The sequence below is a fragment of the Rhodoferax sp. XS2R6 genome, from assembly GCF_056521365.1.
Map to the genome: position 1 here is coordinate 344364 of NZ_JBWMAY010000003.1, position 17741 is coordinate 362104.

13 protein-coding genes are annotated in these 17741 nt (G+C 64.2%); 3 read left to right on the forward strand and 10 right to left on the reverse strand.

Going from position 1 to position 17741, the window contains the following annotated elements:
• Positions 1-98: 98 nt before the first annotated feature.
• Positions 99-3734, reverse strand: a complete 3636-nt coding sequence (locus tag AC097A_RS13110) for an indolepyruvate ferredoxin oxidoreductase family protein (protein ID WP_479621176.1) — start codon at positions 3732-3734, stop codon at positions 99-101.
• A gap of 118 nt (positions 3735-3852) precedes the next feature.
• On the opposite strand from AC097A_RS13110, the gene AC097A_RS13115 reads away from it, so the two are divergent.
• Together AC097A_RS13115 and AC097A_RS13120 are read left to right on the forward strand one after the other, a co-directional pair.
• Positions 3853-4365, forward strand: a complete 513-nt coding sequence (locus tag AC097A_RS13115; protein WP_479621177.1) for an Lrp/AsnC family transcriptional regulator — start codon at positions 3853-3855, stop codon at positions 4363-4365.
• The gene (locus AC097A_RS13120; protein WP_479621178.1) at positions 4362-4994 is read left to right on the forward strand and encodes a hypothetical protein; all 633 of its coding nucleotides are present in this window, start codon (positions 4362-4364) and stop codon (positions 4992-4994) included. The genes AC097A_RS13115 and AC097A_RS13120 overlap by 4 nt, the downstream gene beginning before the upstream one ends.
• A gap of 404 nt (positions 4995-5398) precedes the next feature.
• Here the strand turns inward: AC097A_RS13120 and AC097A_RS13125 are convergent, their stop codons facing one another.
• The 8 genes from AC097A_RS13125 to AC097A_RS13160 form a co-directional block, all read right to left on the reverse strand.
• A complete protein-coding gene (locus tag AC097A_RS13125; RefSeq protein WP_479621179.1) occupies positions 5399-6817 on the reverse strand; it encodes an FGGY-family carbohydrate kinase in 1419 nt (472 codons plus the stop codon).
• Between the two features lie 11 nt (positions 6818-6828).
• Entirely contained in the window at positions 6829-7161 is a 333-nt protein-coding gene (gene rhaM, locus AC097A_RS13130) for an L-rhamnose mutarotase (protein ID WP_479621180.1), read from the reverse strand.
• On the reverse strand, positions 7158-8120 hold the full coding sequence (locus tag AC097A_RS13135) for an ABC transporter permease (protein WP_479621181.1): 963 nt from the start codon (positions 8118-8120) through the stop codon (positions 7158-7160). Before AC097A_RS13135 ends, rhaM begins: the two co-directional genes overlap by 4 nt.
• Positions 8117-9124 (reverse strand): ABC transporter permease, encoded by a 1008-nt coding sequence (locus tag AC097A_RS13140; RefSeq protein WP_479621182.1) that lies wholly within the window; start codon positions 9122-9124, stop codon positions 8117-8119. Before AC097A_RS13140 ends, AC097A_RS13135 begins: the two co-directional genes overlap by 4 nt.
• Positions 9121-10665, reverse strand: a complete 1545-nt coding sequence (locus AC097A_RS13145; protein ID WP_479621183.1) for a sugar ABC transporter ATP-binding protein — start codon at positions 10663-10665, stop codon at positions 9121-9123. The genes AC097A_RS13140 and AC097A_RS13145 overlap by 4 nt, the downstream gene beginning before the upstream one ends.
• Positions 10666-10863: 198 nt before the next feature.
• On the reverse strand, positions 10864-11856 hold the full coding sequence (rhaS, locus tag AC097A_RS13150) for a rhamnose ABC transporter substrate-binding protein (RefSeq protein ID WP_315494367.1): 993 nt from the start codon (positions 11854-11856) through the stop codon (positions 10864-10866).
• Positions 11857-11987: 131 nt separating this feature from the next.
• A complete protein-coding gene (gene rhaI, locus AC097A_RS13155) occupies positions 11988-13277 on the reverse strand; it encodes an L-rhamnose catabolism isomerase (RefSeq protein ID WP_315494368.1) in 1290 nt (429 codons plus the stop codon).
• Between the two features lie 24 nt (positions 13278-13301).
• Positions 13302-15407 carry a bifunctional rhamnulose-1-phosphate aldolase/short-chain dehydrogenase gene (locus AC097A_RS13160; RefSeq protein ID WP_479621184.1) on the reverse strand — a complete coding sequence of 702 codons (2106 nt, stop codon included), beginning with the start codon at positions 15405-15407 and terminating at the stop codon, positions 13302-13304.
• A gap of 188 nt (positions 15408-15595) precedes the next feature.
• Here AC097A_RS13160 and AC097A_RS13165 point away from each other — a divergent pair, with 188 nt between their 5' ends.
• A complete protein-coding gene (locus AC097A_RS13165; protein WP_479621185.1) occupies positions 15596-16624 on the forward strand; it encodes a LysR substrate-binding domain-containing protein in 1029 nt (342 codons plus the stop codon).
• A 109-nt stretch (positions 16625-16733) separates the two neighbouring features.
• Here AC097A_RS13165 and AC097A_RS13170 read toward each other — a convergent pair whose 3' ends face one another.
• Positions 16734-17684 carry a chemotaxis protein CheW gene (locus AC097A_RS13170; protein WP_315480292.1) on the reverse strand — a complete coding sequence of 317 codons (951 nt, stop codon included), beginning with the start codon at positions 17682-17684 and terminating at the stop codon, positions 16734-16736.
• Positions 17685-17741 lie beyond the last annotated feature (57 nt).

Genomic DNA, 17741 nt, shown 5'->3' on the forward strand with positions numbered 1-17741 from the left:
CCCAAAAACCGGTCGCGCACTGGCATACCGCCTCCGGGGGAGGCAACCGGTCATTGTAAGCGGGTGCACCGGCCCGGCCAGCGCCGGGCAGCAAGGCCCTAGGCGGCCTGGGTTTGCTTGACAGTCGGGGTTTGCCGGTACTTCTCCAGCAACACTGTCCATTGCTGACGCGCGGCCTGCAGATGGCGCGCCTTGACATGGCCAAAACCACGGATTTGCTCTGGCACGCGGGCAAAGGCCACCGCCGCGTCGCGGTTGCCAGCGCTCAGGGTGGGCAGCAGTGAATCGATGGCGGTCAGGTACTCACCCACCAAGGCACGCTCCTCGCGGCGCTCGTGGGTGTAGCCAAACACATCGAGCGCCGTGCCACGCAGCACCTTGAGCTGCGCCAGCAGACCGAAGGCAGCCCGCATCCAGCCGCCAAAACGCATCTTTTGCAACTCGCCTTTGTCATTCTTGCGGGCCAGCAGGGGCGGCGCCAGGTGGTAGGCCAGTTTGAAGTCGCCCTCAAACATGCCCTCCACCTTGGCGCGGAAGGCCGTGTCGGTGTGCAGGCGGGCCACCTCGTACTCGTCCTTGTAGGCCATGAGCTTGAAAAGGTAGCGGGCCACGGCTTCGGTCAGCGGCTGCTTGTCGCCGCCCACCGCCGAAGCCTCGGCGACGCGGACCTTGGCCACAAAGTCAGCGTAGCTCTGGGCGTAGGCCGCGTTCTGGTAGCCGGTCAAAAATTCCACCCGCTTGCTCACCAGGGCATCCAGCGACTGGTGCTGGCGCGGCGTGAAGGCAATCACCTGGCCGGGGTTGATGGCGCGCTGCACGGACGGCCAGTCCACCGCGGCACGGCGGCCCCACTCGAAGGCGGCCTTGTTGTTGGTCACGGCCACGGCATTGAGTTCGATGGCACGCATCAGCGAGGCCAGCCCCAGCGGAATCCAGCCCTTTTGCCAGGCATAGCCCAGCATCATGGGGTTGGTGTAGATGCTGTCACCCAACAAATGGGTGGCGGCCGCATCGGCGTCAAACACGCCCAGGTTGCCCTCGCCCACGGTCTTGGCGATATCGGCCACGCACTGCTCGCCGGGGTTGGTCCAGTTGGCGTTCTTCACAAAGGCGGCCGTAGGCGCGCTGTTGGTGTTGAGCGCCACATGGGTGCGACCCGGGCGCATGCGCACCAGGGTTTCCTTGCCCGCCACCACGATGGGGTCACAGCCCAGCACTAGGTCGGCCGAGGCCGTGCCCACGCGGGTGGTGCGGATAGCATCTTGGCTGGCACCAATCAGCACATGGCTCCAGGTGGCGCCGCCCTTTTGCGCCAGGCCACCGGCGTCCTGCGTGACGATGCCTTTGCCCTCCAGGTGGGCGGCTACGCCCAGTAGCTGGCCAATGGTGATGACGCCCGTGCCGCCCACGCCGGCGACGATGGTGCCCCAAACGCCTCCGGGCGCGCTGGCCACATCAGGAATCTGCGGCTCGGGCAGGGCCGGCCAGGAGGCGGTCTGTGCGTCACCCGCCTTGGGCTTGGCGGCCTTCTTCAGGCTGCCGCCTTCCACCGTGACAAAGCTGGGGCAAAAGCCCTTGACGCAGGAAAAGTCCTTGTTGCAGGTGCTCTGGTTGATCTGGCGCTTGCGCCCGAATTCGGTTTCCAGCGGCTCCACGCTCATGCAGTTGCTCTGCACGCCGCAGTCGCCACAGCCCTCGCAGACCAGCTCGTTGATGACCACGCGCTTGGCTGGGTCCACCAGCGTGCCGCGCTTGCGGCGGCGGCGCTTCTCGGTCGCGCAGGTCTGGTCATAAATGATGACCGTGGTGCCCGCAATCTCGCGGAACTCGCGCTGGATGCGGTCCAGTTCATCGCGGTGCTCGATGGCAATGCCTTCGGGCAGGCCCACCACATCGTCGTATTTCTCGGGTTCGTCGGTCACCACTATGATTTTGATAGCACCTTCCGCACGCATGCTCTGGGCTATCTGCACCACGGAGTGTCCTTCGGGCCGCTCACCCACCTGCTGGCCACCGGTCATGGCCACGGCGTCGTTGTACAGAATCTTATAGGTGATGTTCACACCCGCGGCGATGCTCTGGCGCACGGCCAGCAGGCCGCTGTGGAAGTACGTGCCATCGCCCAGGTTGGCGAAGATGTGCTTCTCATTGGTGAAGGGTTGCTGGCCCACCCAGGGCACGCCCTCGCCGCCCATCTGCGTGAAGCCGTCGGTGCTGCGGTCCATCCAGATGGTCATGAAGTGGCAGCCAATGCCGGCCATGGCGCGCGAGCCTTCGGGCACCTTGGTGGAGGTGTTGTGCGGGCAGCCCGAGCAGAACCAGGGCTGGCGGTCCGCGCCTTTGGTGCCCGAGAGTTCGATCACGTGCATCGCACGTTCCTTGGCTTCCAGGATCGCCATTTGCGCGTCGATACGCGCGCTGGTGTCCGCATCCAGCCCCAGCTTCTTGATGCGCTGGGCAATGGCGCGCGCAATGATGGCTGGCGACAGGTCGGCGTTGGCACGCAACAGCGTGTTGGCCATGGGGTTGGGCATGGACCATTCCCCGCCGGCGCCGTAGTGGTCGGGCGTTTCCACCTCGTTGAACTTGCCCAGCACCGTGGGCCGCACATCGGCGCGCCAGTTGTACAGCTCTTCCTTCAGCTGGTATTCGATGACCTGGCGTTTTTCTTCTACCACCAGAATCTCTTGCAGGCCGGTGGCGAATTCGCGCGTCAGCTGCGCCTCCAGCGGCCAAACCACGCCCACCTTGTGCAGGCGGATGCCGATGCGCTGGCAGGTCGCGTCGTCCAGCCCCAGGTCCAGCAGGGCCTGGCGCGTGTCGTTGTAGGCCTTGCCGCTGGCGATGATGCCGAAGCGGTCGTTTTTGCCTTCGATGACGTTGTAGTTGAGCCGGTTGGCACGGATATAGGCCAGCGCCGCGTACCACTTGTAGTCCATGAGCCGGGCTTCCTGCTCCAGCGCGTGGTCGGGCCAGCGGATGTGCAAGCCGCCCGGGGGAATCTCGAAGTCCGCCGGCACGCGGGTGATGACGCGGTCCGGGTCGATCATCACCGTGGAGCTGGACTCGACGATCTCCTGGATCGTCTTCATGCCCGCCCACACGCCCGAGAAGCGGCTCATGGCAAAAGCATGCAGGCCCAGGTCCAGGATCTCCTGCACATTCGCCGGGAAGAACACCGGCGTGCCACAGGCCTTGAAGATGTGGTCGCTCTGGTGCGCGGCGGTGCTGCTCTTGGAGATGTGGTCATCCCCCGCTACCGCAATCACACCGCCCCAGGGGGTGGTGCCTGCCATGTTGGCGTGTTTGAAAACGTCGGAGCAGCGGTCCACGCCCGGGCCCTTGCCGTACCAGATGCCAAACACGCCGTCGTACTTGTTGCTGCCGGGTGGGGCAAAGCCCAGCTGCTGCGTGCCCCACAGCGCGGTGGCGGCCAACTCTTCGTTGACGCCGGGCTGGAAGTGAATGTGGTGGGCCTGGAGGTACTTCTCGGCCTTGACCAGGGACTGGTCGTAGGTGCCCAGCGGCGAACCGCGGTAGCCGCTGATGAAGCCAGCCGTGTTCTTGCCCAGGCGCTGGTCGCGCACGCGCTGCAGCATGGGCAGTTTGACCAGGGCTTGCACCCCGCTCATGAAGGCGCGGCCGTAGTCCAGCGCATATTTGTCGTCCAGGGTGACCGTGTCCAGCGCCGTGCGGATGTGCTCGGGCAGGTCGCGGCTGAGGGGTGCATTCATAGTGCTTGTCTCCGTTATAGCTGCCGGCAAAGTGTAGGCCTGCCACGCGGATATGTCTTTGCGTTCTTTGCCCTCATATGGGCTTTCAAAGAATGAATCTTTCTTCATAATGGTGTTTATGGAAACACTTGACCGCTTCGACCTCGCCATCCTGAACGAACTGCAAAACGACGGCCGCCTCAGCAACGCCGAGCTGGCCACGCGCGTGGGCCTGAGTGCCGCGCCCTGCTGGCGCCGCGTGAAGGCGCTGGAAGAAAGCGGCTTCATCACCGGCTACCGCGCCGAGATCAACCGCCACAAGATGGGCCTGGGCGTGCTGGCCTTTGTGCGGCTGGACGCCAACCGCAACAGCGGCGACGTGCTGCACGCGCTGGAAGAGGCGATCCGCCAGATTCCCGAAGTCATCAGCTGCCACTACATCAGCGGCACCGGCACTTTCGAGCTGCAGGTGGTCAGCCGCGACCTCAACACCTTCAGCCAGTTCGCGCGCGAGGTGCTGATCAACCTGCCCAATGTGAAAGACCTGCACACCAGCTTCTCGCTGGGCGAGGTGAAGGCCAGCAGCGCCCTGCCGCTGGGCCACCTGCAGCCCCAGCCCACCACTGCCACCCCACCCCGGAGCCGCCCATGAACCGCCGCCACGCCCTGGTTTTTGCATCATTTTGGCCTCTAGCCCCCGTCGCATATGCGCAAGCAGCTCCTGATTCAATAGCAAACCCGGTGCCGCTGCCGATGCGCAACCTGCTCATTGAAGTGCGCCAGGTGCAGTCCGACGACAGCCAGCGCAGCGGGGTGGAGCTGGGCAACCGGCCTAGCGCGCAGATGAACCAGTCGCGCAACAGCGGCTCGGCCACGCAACAGGCGCTGGTGCTCAACGGCCGACCCGTACGCCTGGGGCTGCAGACCACCACGCCCATCCGCCTGCTGCAGGGCTTTGTGCGCAATGGCCGTGTGGTGACCACCGTGGGCACCGTGCTGCTGGAAGCGGGCACGGGTTTTAGCGCCACGCCGCGCTGGGACGGTGGCACACTGGTGGAGCTGGAACTGGCGGCGCAGCAGGCGCTGCGGTCTGGTTCAGCCCTGCCCGGGGCGACTGCGACCTCGGCCACCAGCAGCGTGCTGGCGTTGCCGTTGGACGAGTGGACTACGGTGGGGGAGTCGGAGCAGAGTTCGCAGTCCAGCACTAGTGGGTTGACGGGGGGGCAGCAGCAGAGTGGCCTAGTGCGGACGGAGGTGCAGGTTCGGGTTTCTTTGCGTTAGGTTTTTTGGCTCGGCTGCACCGCTTTTTTGGACACCCACTCCCCCAGCCCCTCGCCCCGTCGGCGAGGGGAGCCTTAACAGCCATATTTGGTTTTTGACGCGCCGGTTACGTGGCTACTGGGGTGAGGTCGCCACTGTTTGTTCGCTCCACGGCCCTGGGCTGCGGTTGTGGGGCTTCGGAGGTGCGTGTTTGCCAACGCTGGCGGCTGCGCCCGCCAGTGGGGGAGCGCCAGCACGTGTGAGGTTGCCACAACCGTATGCTCCGGCCGTGGAGTACCAACCCAGTGGCAACCTTGCCCTTTAAGGCCATCACCGGATTGACGCAACAAGATCGGCTGTTGAAAGGCTCCCCTCGCCGACGGGGCGAGGGGCTGGGGGAGTGGGTGTTAAAGAAGCAACGCCACTCAAACCGACAACGCAGCCAACCAGCCCGCATGGTAGGCCTGCAACCCCGACACCTGCGCAACCTCCACCGGCTCCAACACCGAAGCCGCCGACTCACCCCAGCGCGACAACAACCAAGCCCCCCGCGCCGTACCCTCCATCGCATCATGGCTGGCCAAGCAGCGCACCTGTGGCAACAGGGCTTGCAGCAGCGCCAAATACAGCGGGTTGTGGGCCAACGGCCCTTCTAACACCACCGTGCGCGGCAAGTCCACGTCGTCCCACAGTCGATCGACCAACCAGGCCGTGGTCTGCGCACAGTACAGCGCGGCCAGTGCGGCGCGCTGGCCCGGTGGCAAAGCGGCCGCGAGTGGCTGGCCGTTGCGCAATACCTGCCCTTGGCGCCCCATGAACGGACCACCGTGCTCGGCAAACGAGGGCGTGGCCAGCGTGGCCGAATCCACCAACGTCTGCACATCGACCAACGTGCCCGCATCGGGCGCGGCGCCGTCCAGCAGCGCGGCAAACTCGCGCCCGCCCATGAAGCGGGCGGTGGGTGTGGCGCGGCCGAGCACGTCCACATTGGCCAGCATGTCGCGCTCGGCCTGCAGGCTGGCCGTGGGCGCGCCGGGTGCCATCAGCACGGTCCAGGTGCCAGACGACACCACGGTCAGGGCCGCAGCATTGGCCACCGACGCATCAAGGTAGCGCGCCAGGCAGGCATTGCTGTCGTGCACACCCACATGCACCTGGCAGTGCGCGGGCAGGCCCCAGGCCTCGGCAATACCAGGGCTCACGGTGCCCAGCACCTCCCAGGCGGACCGCAGCGGCGCAAACAGCGCGGCCCAGCCCTTGGCCTGCGCCAGTGCGGAGAAACCACCATCCTGCGGGCGCCACAGGTGCGTGTGGCAGCCCAGCGAAGAGACCTCGCTGGCGCGCTGGCCACTCAGGCGCCAGGCCCAGTACTGCGCGTAGGGCAGCAGGCAGCGCGTGCGCCGCCAGGCCTCGGGGTGCAGGTTTTGCACATAGCAAAGCTGGCGCGCGGCGTTCAGGCCGGCGGGCAGGTCGGGCGACAGGGTTTGCGCAAAACCATCGGCGGCTGCGTCAAACGCCTGGGCCAGCAAGGGGTGCTGCGCCAGGCCATCAAATTCATAGTCCACCGGAGCCCAGGCCAGACCTTCGTCACCCAGCGCCACCAGCGCGGCGCCGTGGGTAGAGGCTATGGCGCGGCGGCAGCGGGCCGTATGGGCCGATGCGCGCAGGGTCTGCGCCATCCAGTCTTCCAGACCCTGCACGTCGAGTGCCGGGTAGCCCAGGGGCGATGGCACGCTGGCGTTGTCACGCCCATGGCGTTCCACCACCGTGCCTTGCGCATCCACCATGAGCAGCTTGGCGTGGCTCTTGCCGATGTCGATCACCAGCGTCAGTGCATCGTTCACAGCCACCACCTTCACGCCATGTGGAACAGACAGGGCAGCGGCTCGGCCACCGGGGAACCATCGGGGTTGGCGCGCATGATGTCGGCCATGTAGGCCCACCAGCGCTGCATCACCGGGTGGCTGGGCAACGCATCCATGGTGTGGCCTTTGGCGCGGCGCAGCACGGCGAACAGCACGTGGTTTTCCTCATCCAGGTAGATGCTGTAGTCGCTGACGCCTGCATCCTTCAGCAAGGCGCTGAGTTCGGGCCAAATCTCGTCGTGGCGCTTTTTGTATTCCGCCACGCAGCCGGGATTCAGGAACATGCGAAACGCGTACTTCTCAGTTGGCACAGCGGCGTTCATGCGTGCGCTCCCTGGCGTTTCAACAAGCGCGGCAAGACCATGGAGACGATGAGCAGCGCACCAATCACCATGCTCATGACAATGCCGGTCACGTTGGCCATGCCCATGGCAAAGGTGAACAAGCCCAGCAGCAACACGGCCAGCATGGTGCCCACAATGCTGCCACGCCCGCCTTCAATCGCCACGCCGCCCAGGATCACCATGGTGATGGCGTCCAGCTCCCAGCCCATGGCGATATTGGGGCGGGTGCTGCCAATGCGGCCGGTCAGCATGATGGCTGCCAGCGCTGCCATCAGGCCGGCAAACACAAACAGCGCGAGCCGATAGCGGTCCGCCTCAATGCCCGAGAAGCGCGCGGCCACGGGGTTGGCGCCAATGGCGTAGAGGCGGCGGCCCAGCACCGTGCGGTGCAGCGTGACGCCCACCACGATGGCACCGACGAGCAGCACAGCAAATTCGATCGGGATGATGAGCCAGCGCACGCCGATCACCTCACCCACATAGCTATTACCCAGCGTGGAGAACACCTCGGGGTAGCCCGAGATGGCCTGGTCGCCCAGCGCCACCATGGCCAGGCCGCGGTACAGCGACAGCGTGCCAATGGTCACCACGATGGAAGGCAGCTTGTAGCGCGTGACCAGCACCCCGTTCACAGCACCGGCCACGCCACCGGTCACAAATGCTGCCAGTGTCATGCCCAGTGGGCCCGCGCCCGCCTTCATCGCGTAGCCCATGGCCAGCGAGCTCAAGGCGAGGATGGCGGCGATGGACAGGTCAATCTCACCGGTGATGATGAGCAATGCCAATGCGAGTGCGAGGATGCCTTTTTCGCTGAAGTTGAAGGTGCTGTCGGCCAACGCGTCAGGCGTCATGAAGCCCGGCTGGGCGATGCCAAACACCACCAGCAGCACGACCAGCAGGGCCAGCAGCACCCGCTCCCATGTGTTCCAGGCCTTCATGCTGCGGCTCCTTGGGTGGTCGTGCTTGTCATCGCTTTGTGTTCCAGAATCTGGCGCCCCGCGCGCCGCTCGGCACGGGCATTCACCGTCACCGAAATCAAAATCACGGCACCGGCAATCGCCTGCTGCCAAAAAGGCGACACCTGGATCACCGGCAACGCGCCGTTGACCACGCCGATGAACAGCACGCCCAGTGCCGCACCCAGCACCGAGCCCACGCCGCCGCCAATGCTCACGCCACCAATCACGCAGGCCGCCACCACGGTCAGCTCATAGCCCGCGGCCAGCTCGGTGTAGGCAATGGAATAGCGCCCCACCCACAGCAGCCCGGCCAGACCGGCCAGCATGCCCGACAGCGTGTAGACCATCATCAGCCGTTTGTTGGCCGAGATGCCCACATAGGCCGCCGCATGCGGGTTGCCGCCCAGTGCATAGATCTCGCGGCCTTCGCGGCGCAGCTTCAAAAACACGGCGGTCAGGGCCAGTACGGCCAGCGCAAACCAGACCAGCGCGGGCAGGCCCAGCCACACTTCACGCGGTAGCCCTTTGATGACGGCATGGATGTCCTGGTCAGACACCCAGGCACCCTTGCTAGCCACAAAAATGGCACCGCGATAGGCCGACAAGGTGCCCAGCGTCACCACAATCGGTGGCAGCTCAAAGCGGGTGATGAGCCAGCCATTCACGGCACCGAGCAACGCGCCCACACCCAAGGCGAGGACCAGCAGCACGGGCACAGAAGCACCCGGCCAGGCCTTGCCAATCAGCGCACACACCATACCGGTCAGCGCCAGGTTGGACGCGACCGACAGGTCAATGCCGCGCGTCAGCAGTACCAGCATCTGGCCCATGACCAGGATGGCGAGGATGGCGGAGTCATTGGCGATGTCCAGGCCGTTGCGCCAGGTCAGAAAGACCGGCGCGCGGGCACCCACGGCCAGTGCGATGGCGACGATGATGGCCAGGAGCAGCCATTCGCGCCGAATCGATTTCAAGGATGTCATGCTGTAAGCGCCTCCTGCGCAGTGGCGACTGCGGGCGCACAGGCCACCGGCACCGCGGCCAGGCCCGAGGCCGCGGCCACGATCTGTTCTGCGTGCGCGTTCGCACGGTCAAATTCCGCCACCTGCACGCCGCGGCGCATCACGATGGTGCGGTGCGCCAGGTGCATGACCTCGGGCAATTCGCTGGACACGAGAATCACGGCCAGGCCCTGCTCCACCATCTCGGCAATGAGCTGGTAGACGGCCTGTTTGGCGCCCACATCGATGCCCTTGGTGGGCTCGTCCAGGATCACGATGCGCGGGTCCAGCCCCAGCCACTTGGCGATCACCACCTTTTGCTGGTTGCCGCCGGACAGGCCGGACAGCAAGGTGTCGGGCGAATGCGTCTTGATGCGCAGGCGTTCGATCATGCGCTGGCACAGCGCCGACTCGCGCACCTTGGACAACCACACACCGCGCGCAAAACGGGACAGGCCGGCGAGGCTGATGTTGTGCTCTACCGAGAAGCCCAGAATGCCACCCTGGCGCTGGCGCTCTTCAGGCACATAGGCAATGCCGGCGGCAATCGCGTCGCCAGGGCGGCGCGCGTGCAAGGTCTGGCCACAGACCGTGAATTCCCCCTGCGCGGAAGGGTTCAGGCCCATGAGGGCCAGCATGGCTTCGCTGCGGCCCGAGCCCACCAGGCCGTAGAAGCCCAGGATCTCGCCACGGCGCAACTCGAAGGCTACGTTGTTGAATTCGGTAGGGTGCGACAGGTTCTTCACCGTCATCACCACCTCGCCCGGGGTGGAAGCGATATGCGGGTAGATCTGGTCGATGGCGCGCCCAGCCATGAGCTTGACCAGCTCCTGCTCGGTCGCATCGGCAATGGCGCCGCTGCCCACGGCCGCGCCATCGCGCAGCACTACGTAGCGGTCGGCCACCGCAAAAATTTCGTCGAACTTGTGGGTGATGAAGATCACACCCACGCCTTGGTCGCGCAGCTGGCGCACTATGCCGTAGAAGTCGCGGATCTCGGCCTGCGACAGCGCGGCCGTGGGTTCATCCAGAATGACCACCGAGGCCTTTTGCGACAGGGCCCGGGCAATCTCCACTAGGTGGCGCTCGGCCAGGCTCAGGTCCTTGACCAGCGTGACCGCCTTGAAGCGTGCGCCAATCTGGTCCAGCACCGCTTGGGCCTGCGTGTTCATCGCCGACCAGTCAATAAAGGGGCCGCGCATCAGGTGGCGCCCCACGTAAATGTTCTCGGCCACGCTGAGTTCTTCGAACATCACCGTTTCCTGGTGCACGGCCAGGATGCCTGCGGCCTGGGAGGCCTGTGCGTTGGCAAAACTTTGCACCTTGCCATTGAGCGTGATCACCCCTTCGTCCACCGGCACCACGCCGGTGAGCATTTTGACCAGCGTGGACTTGCCCGCGCCGTTCTCGCCCACCAGGGCCAGCACTTCTCCGGCCCGCAAATCCAGGTCCACCCCGCGCAGCGCATGGGTTGCGCCATAGCGTTTGTGGATGGTCCGCAGACTCAGCAATACATCAGACATGATGAGAATCCAACATTCCAAAAAATAGGGGCATCTACCCGAGAGCGATGCCCCACGAACTTAGCTGTTCAACGACTCCGTCAGCCGGAGCGCGCCTTCACCAGAAACACCGCAGAACCGGCTCCGCCGGGCTGCTGGTGTTGCCCCCTGCAAGGGGGGGGGGAAGCGAAAGTGCGCAGCACTACAGCCACGGGGGTGTTAGAAGAATTTTGCGAACTTCTCGACGTTGGAGGCATCGTACGTGAAAGGCTCAGCCATGGCGGCTTCGCCATTGGCGTCCAATGTCACGGTGCCAACGCGGCCCAACGACACCTTGTCACCCGCCTTGCCAGTGACCTTGCCCGAGATGAACTGGCTGGCAGCCATGATGGAAGAGTAGCCTAGGTCGATGGGGTTCCAGATGGCAAAGGACTTGACCGCACCGCTCTTCACGTGGCCAGCCATCTCCGAAGGCAGACCCAGACCGGTCACGAAAATCTTGCCGACTTTTTTCTCATCCTGCACGGCCTTGGCGGCTGCGGCCACACCCACGGTAGTGGGCGCAATGATGGCCTTCAGGTTGGGGTAGCTCTTGAACAGGCCCTGGGCTTCGCGGTAGCTCTTGTCGGTCTGGTCGTCACCGTAGACCACGCTGACCAGCTTCAGGCCCTTGTAGGCGGGCTGGGCCAGCACCTTCTTGGCTTCTTCGATCCAGATGTTCTGGTTGGTGGCTTGTGCGGTGGCGGACAACACGGCCACTTCACCGGTGGCGCCAATCGCTTCCTGGGTCATCTTCACCAGCTTCTCGCCGATGAGCGGGTTGCTGGAGGGGTTCAGGTGCATCAGGCGGCCGTCTTTGCGCACGCCGGAGTCAAACGAGATGACCTTGATGCCGCGGTCCATGGCGCGCTTGAGCACGGGGGCCAGGGCGTCGGGGTCATTGGCGGAGATCACGATAGCGGAGACCTTTTGTGCGATCAGCGAGTTCACGATTTCGATCTGGCCTTCGGCGGTTGCTTTGGCGGGGCCGGTGTAAATGATCTCGACGTTCTTGAGTTCCTTGGCGGCTTCTTGTGCACCTTGGTTGGCGGCGTCAAAGAAGCCGTTGCCCAAGCTCTTCACCACCAGGGCGATTTTGTCGGCCGCAAACGCGGGGCTGACCAGGGCCGCGCTCAAGGCAATGGTCAGCAGGGTTTTGAGTTGTTTCTTCATGCGTGTCTCCTGGAATTGTTAGTAGAAAAAATTGACCCGAAGGCCGGTCTCGATACCGCTTGCACCGGCCACAAAGGGACACGATGCACCGGGGTCGATGGGGAGTGCGCAACTGCCAATGGCAACCACGCTCAAACAATGCCGCTGCTGGGGCCGCTGGCAGGGCGAATAGCCGCCATCTGCTTGCGGTAACCACTGGCGCGGTAGGCTTGGACCGGGTCGGCAGCGCCGCCCGCATCCATACGAATCTTTTGCAGCAAGGGCGTCACATCGGTGTGGAAGGCCTGCTTCAGGGTCTGGGCGGCCATCAACACGTCGTTGCTGTCCTGGTAGGCGGTCAGTGCCTTGCGGTCCACCAGCAGGGCCTGGGCATAACAGCGCTGCACGGTCACGGCGCTGGTCATCAGGCTCTCGATGGGGTCGGTCACGTTGTGCGACTGGTCCAGCATGTAGGCCGGGTCGAACTCGGCCGCACCGGTTTGTGCGGCATCCACCAGTTCGTTGAACACCAGGAACAGCTGGAAGGGGTTGATGCTGCCGCTGTCCAGGTCGTCGTCGCCGTACTTGCTGTCGTTGAAGTGGAAGCCAGCCAACTTCTGTGCGTGCACCAGGCGCGCCACGATCATCTCGATGTTGGTGTTGGGCGCATGGTGGCCCAGGTCCACCAGGCAGCGCGCCTTGGGGCCCAGGGTTTGCGCGGCCAGCAGGCTGGAGCCCCAGTCCTGGATCACCGTGGCGTAGAACGCGGGTTCGAACATCTTGTGTTCGAGGAACATGCGCCAGTCGGCCGGCAGCGCATCGTAAATCTGGCGGTTACTGTCCAGGTAGCGCTCGAACTGGCGGCGGAAGTGGCTTTGGCCGGGGAAGTTGGCACCATCGCCAATCCACACGGTCAGCGCCTTGCTGCCCAGTTGCTTGCCAATCTCAATGCACTCCAGGTTGTGCGCCACGGCCTGGGCGCGCACGCCCGCGTCGGCATGGGTCAGGCTGCCGAACTTGTACGACAGCGGCTGGTCTTTCTGGTCGGAGAAGGTGTTGGAGTTGACGGCGTCAAAACCCACACCGTTGGCTTCGGCATGCTGGCGCAGCTCTTTGTAGTCATTCACCTTGTCCCAGGGGAAGTGGGGCGACACGGTGGGTGTGCAGCGCACCAGCTGCTGGATCACACCGCAGTCCTGGATTTTGTCGAACACATGGCGCGGCTCGCCCAGACCGGGGAAACGCGCAAAGCGCGTGCCGCCGGTGCCCACGCCCCAGCTGGGCACGGCCACGGCAAACTTCGCCACGTCGGCCTTGAGGACCGCGATGTCCACGCCGCGGCGGGCTAGCTGTTCGCCCAGGGTTTCATAGTCCAGGTTCACGCGCGCTGCGGCCTGGGCGTTGTGGTCGGCGATCAGTCCGGTGTTGATCTGTTGTGTCATGGTGTGTCTCGAATGCCTGTGGTCTTAACGTGGGAAAGCAGCCAGGTTGCCTGCGTCCACGTTGAGGATGTTGCCGGTGGATTTGGCTGCGAGTTCGCTGGCCAAAAAGTAGGTGGCCTCGGCAATGTCTTCGGGGAAGACGCTGCGCTTGAGCATGGAGCGGTCGCGGTAGAAGGCTTCGAGTTCTTCCTCGCTCACCTTGTTGGCCGCGGCGCGTTCCTGGCTCCAGGTACCAGTCCAGATTTTGCTGCCTCGGATCACGGCATCGGGGTTCACCACGTTGCAGCGGATGCCCAACGGTGCGCCTTCCAACGCAAAGCTGCGTGACAGCTGGATCTCGGCGGCCTTGGCCGCGCAGTAGGCCACGGCCTGGTTGCTGGCCACCATGCCGTTCTTGCTGGCAATGAAAACCATGGAGCCGCCCACGGCCTGCGCCTTCATGAGGCGGAAGGCTTCGCGGCCCACCAGGAAATAGCCCGTGGCCAGAATGCTCTGGTTGCGGTTCCACAGCGCCAGCGTGGTGTCTTCCAGTGGCGCGGCGGAGGCGATGCCGGCGTTGGACACCAGGATGTCCACGCCACCGTATTCGATGGCAGCCTGGGCATAGGCCGCAATGACCGACTCTTCGCTGGTCACGTCGCAGACCACGCCGCGCACCACGTCTTTGCCAAACTTCTTGGAGAGTTCGGCCACGGTGGACTCCAACGCAGCGGCATCAATGTCCAGCAGCACGGCGCACACGCCTTCTTGCAGCTGGCGCTCCACAATCGCGCGGCCAATACCACCGGCGCCACCGGTGACCAGGGCCACCTTGCCGACCAGGGGTTTGGTCTTGGGCATGCGCTGCAGCTTGGCTTCTTCGAGCAGCCAGTACTCGATGTCAAACGCCTCTTGCTCAGGCAGGCCCACATAGGTGTCGATCGCGTTGGCGTCGCGCATCACGTTGATGGCGTTCACATAAAACTCGCCAGCAATGCGGGCCGTGGCCTTGTCCTTGGCAATCGCCACCATGCCGATGCGGGGCAACAGGATGATGACGGGATTCGGGTCACGCAGCGCCGGGCTGTTGGCGCGTTTGCAGCGTTCGTAGTAAGCCGTGTAGTCGGCGCGATAGTCGGCCAGCTTGGTGGCAATGGCCTTGGACAGCTCGGCACCACCCAGGGTGTAAACCGACTCATCCAGGATCAATGGCTTGATCTTGGTGCGCAAAAAGTGGTCGGGGCAGGAGGTGCCCAGGGCCGCCAGCGCTTCGAGCTGCTGGCTGTTCACAAACTCCATCACCACGGCCTGGCGGTCCACATGCAAGAGCTTGTGGCCGCTTTGCGAGGCCTGGCCACGCAACACAGGCAACACCCGGGCCAGCACCTCGTCTTGGGCTGCAACATCCAGCGCATTGACCTTGGCGCCACCAAATGGAACGGCCTTGCGGGCCTGGGCTTGCGCAGCGAGCCAGGTTTGCGCCTGCTCGATCACGGCCACAGTGTTCTCGTAGCAAGTGCGCGAATCATCGCCCCAGGTGAACAGGCCGTGGCCGCCCAGCACCAGGCCCTTGAGGCCGGGGTGCGCTGCCACATAACGTTGCAGTTGCAGGCCCAGCTCGTAGCCGGGACGGCGCCAGGGCAGCCAGCCGATGGTGCCGCCAAAGGCTTCTTTCGTGATGGCTTCGCTGTTGGCCATGGCGGCAATCGCGATGACCGAGTCGGGGTGCATGTGGTCCACATGCGCAAATGGCAGGTAGGCGTGCAGCGGTGTGTCGATGCTGGCGGCGCGTGGGTTGAGGTTGAAGGTGCAGTGCGGCAGGTAGCCCACCATTTCGTCTTCAAAGTCAGAACCGCGGTAAATGCCTTGCAGCGCGTTGAGCTTGTCCATGTAGAGCGTGGAGAAGCCATCCAGCTTCATGGAGCCCACGTCACCGCCAGAGCCCTTGACCCATAGCACTGACACGTCTTTGCCGGTCAGCGGGTCTTTCTGGTTGATCTTGGCCGAGGTGTTGCCACCGCCGTAATTGGTAATGCGCAGGTCAGAGCCCAGCAGGTTGGAGCGGTACAGCAGCAGGTTGGGTTGGTCCAGCTTGGCGGCGTGGTCCTGGTTCCAGACGGGGAACGGGACGGGTTGGGAGCGAGTGGTCATGTGCGGTGCAGTTACGAAGAATTGGAGTGACTGTAGACAGCCTGAGCTATAGGCACAACGCAGACTTTTTTATGAAATTCATCAGGAAACCTGATAGATCACTAGAATGCGGCGCAGGCCCTGCGTCCACCCCCGGCCGCCTCTGGGGCGCAGGGCTGCCACCTGCTGAATCCCTAGGGAAAACACCGATGAAAACCCGCACCCCCACCCCTGCGCCTGCCCGCAAACCCCTAGGGATATCCCGCAGGTCCCCGGCCCCTGCGTCCGAGCCGCAGGGCGGCAAACGCGACCACCGGCTCAAAAACCTCACCCTGCGCCAGCTGCGCCTGTTTGAGGCCGTGGCCACGCAGCTGAGCTACTCACGGGCCGCGGAGCAAATGAACGTGACGCAGCCCGCCGTGTCCATGCAGGTGCAGCAACTGGAATCCGAGCTGGGCCTGCAGCTGTTGGTGAAAGCTGGCAAGAAGGTGAGCCTGAGCCAGGCCGGCGAAGAGATGCTGCGCCAGGCCCGGCGCATCCTGAACCAGGTGACCATGGCAGAGGAGGCCATCGGCGCCTTCCACGACACCGAGGGCGGTGTGGGTGGCCTGCTGCACCTGGGCGTGGTGTCCTCGGCGCACTACTTTGCGCCAGCCTTGCTGATGGCGTTTGCCAAGCACTGGCCCGGTGTGAAATTCAAGCTCACGGTCGACCGGCGCGAAACCATTCTGGCCATGCTGCAGGACCACCAGCTGGACGTGGCGATTGCGGGCTACCCGCCGTCCGAGGCCGATGTGGAGGCCGAGACCTTTGCGCAGAACCCGCACTGCGTGGTCGCCGCCGCCAACCACCCGCTGGCCAAAAAGCGCCGCATCCACTGGGATGCACTGCGCGACGAGCCCTTCATCTTTCGCGAACCGGGCTCGGCCACGCGGCAGTTTTTTGACCACCTGCTGCAGGCCCAGTCGCTGCCCGTGCGGGTAACCATGGAGCTGTCAGGCAACGAGACCATCAAACAGGCCGTGATGGCGGGCATGGGCATCAGCTTTCTGTCGGCCCACACCTTCCAGGTGGAGATCGAGGCGGGCAAGCTGGCCGTGCTGCACATGGACGACATGCCCAAGATGCTGGATTGGTGCCTGCTGCACCGGCGCGACTCTGCGCTGAGCGGGGTCAACGGTGCCTTCCGCGAATTTGTGCTGGAGCACGGTTCACGGCTGGTGCAATGCAAAATGTAAAAGGGGCCCATAAGGCCCCCACGCTCCGCCGCTACGCGGGTCGCTGCCCCCCAAGGGGGCGCATTTCGCCTTGGGGCGGCCCGGCGGCGAAACCGGCCCCCGCACAGCGCTAACGGTGTAGCACGTCGCGAATCGTCGCGGCCAGCTCTTCTTCCACAAATTTGGCGATGTAGGCATCGGCGCCCACACTCTTCACATGGCTCTCGTTGGTGGCGCCGGTCAGCGACGAGTGGATAATGACGGGGATCTGGCTAAAGCGGCCGTCCTGCTTGATGTTGCGCGTGAGCGTGAAGCCGTCCATCTCGGGCATTTCCAGGTCGGTCAGCACCAGGGCCACCTTGTCCTTGACGGACTTGCCTTCCGCCGCTGCCGCCGCGTGGATGGACTGCAGGCGCTCCCAGGCTTCCTTGCCGGTCTTGGTCATGATGTAGGGCACATCCATGGTCTTGAGCCCCTTCTCGATCATCATGCGGGCCACGGCTGAATCGTCGGCCGCCAGGATGACCTGGCCCGGGTCCAGGCGCAGCTTGGGGATGCCCTTTGACTCCTCGGCCTTCACTTCTTGCGGCATCACATCGCGCAGAATTTGCTCCACGTCCAGCACCTGGGCCAGGCGGGTGTTTTCGGCTGCGCCGTCCAGGCGTGCAATGCTGGTCACCAGCCCGCCGCCCGAGTTCTCGGCCGACAAGACATGTTTCCATTCCAAGCGCACGATCTCGTTCACCTCTTCCACCGCAAAGGCTTGCGTGGTACGCGCAAACTCGGTCACCAGCAAGATGCCCAGGCCCTTGGTGGGTTTGCAGCCCACCACCATGGGCAGGTTGATCACAGTGATCATCTGGCCGCGGATATTGGCCACCCCCATCACCTCGGGCGGCGAGTTCACCATGGCGGTGATCTCGGGCATCACCAGAATTTCGCGCACCTTGAAGACGTTGATGCCGAACAGCTCACGCCGGTCGTTGTTGGCAGCCTCGCCCAAACGAAACAGCAGCAGCTCAAACATGCTGTTGGCGGCCAGGTTGGTCCGCTCGTCAATCTCGCGCATCTCTTTGCTCATGGGGTCCGTCCTTTTGAAGGCTTCAAGGTTGCTGTGTTGCCATGGTAACGCTATACG